Here is a 1,365-nt window from a genome sequence, read left to right as displayed (position 1 = left end):
CCTTCGGCGCGGATCTGCCACCGGGGCAGAAGTCGCCTGACGAGGGTGCGCATGTTCAGCTTCGGGTGCCGCTTCTTCAGCCAGCCCACGATCCGCCAGAAGGCGAACCGGTCGAGATAGCTGAAGAGGTGTTTGACGACGCCGTGCTGGAAGTAGGCGCACCAGCCCCGCAGCGCCGGGTTGAGTCGGCGCAGCAGGTCTGCGAGCGTTCGATGGGATGCCCGGCGGGTCAGCGTCCGCACCTTGTCCCGGATGGAAGCCAGCGACTTCCGTGAGGGGTAGGTGTAGATCGCGGTCTTCCCACCGTGACCTCTGATCCGGCGGCGCTGGATGTGCCACCCGAGGAAGTCGAACCCGGTGTCTATGTGCGTGACCGTCGTCTTCTCGGCCGACAGGCGCAAACCCATCGGCGCGAGCACCGCGGCGACTTCGTCCCAGAGCGCGTCGGCATCCTCGCGGGTGCCTCGGACGAGGACGACGAAGTCGTCCGCGTAGCGGACCAGCTTCATCGTCGCGCCCCCGGCGCGTTGATGCTTCGTGCGCGACCATTGCGGGCCGAGCGCATCCCACTTGCGTTGGAAGTGCTCGTCCACCACGGACAGTGCGATGTTCGCCAGTAGCGGCGACAGGATCCCGCCTTGCGGGGTGCCGGTGTAGGTGTCCCTGTTCACGCCGTCCTCACTGAGGACACCCGCTCTCAGGAACCCGCGGACCAGGCGCAACACGCGCTTGTCGACGATCCTCGCCCGGACGCGCTGCATGAGCGCGTCGTGATCGATCTCGTCGAAGCACGCGGTGATGTCCGCTTCAAACACCTGCACGTAGCCACGTGAGGCGTAGAAGTGGATCTCCGCGATCGCGTCCTGCGCCCGCCTGCGCGGCCGGAACCCATACGAGGACGGCTGGAAGTCGGCCTCGAATATTGGTTCCAACACCAGCTTCAGAGAGGCTTGAACGATCCGGTCCGTCATCGTCGGAATCCCGAGCTTGCGGACCTTGCCGTTCGCTTTCGGGATCGACTTCTGACGCACCCGTTCGGGGACGAACTCGCCGCGCTTGACGCTCTCGCGCAGCTCGGCGAGCATCCCGTGCACCTTCTCCGGTGGGACGGATCGCGGGGCGATTCCGTCAACTCCGGCGGTGCGACCTCCCTTGTTGCCCGCCACCCAATTCCACGCCGCAACGAGGAAGCCGGGGTCATAGACCAGGTTGAACACATCATCGAAACGACGACCGGGGTCGGTCGTCGCCCATTGGTGCAGTTTCGTCTGCATTCTCAGTACCCGTGCCCACGCCTCCGAAGTGTCGGCTGGCCACGAAACATCCGCATTCACGGCTGTGTCTCCTTTACCCCTTGTCGATCCT

1 protein-coding gene is annotated in these 1,365 nt (G+C 65.1%); it reads right to left on the bottom strand.

Annotation, left to right across the window (positions count from 1 at the left end):
* Window positions 1-1,274, bottom strand: a 1,274-nt coding sequence (ltrA, locus tag ACYVIH_RS12190) for a group II intron reverse transcriptase/maturase (RefSeq protein ID WP_460869715.1), incomplete at its 3' end; no start/stop codon positions are given.
* Window positions 1,275-1,365 lie beyond the last annotated feature (91 nt).

The sequence above is a fragment of the Nocardioides pakistanensis genome, assembly GCF_054781215.1.
Note: the sequence above shows the minus strand (reverse complement) of the source record. Positions and strands in the feature narration are given on the sequence as shown.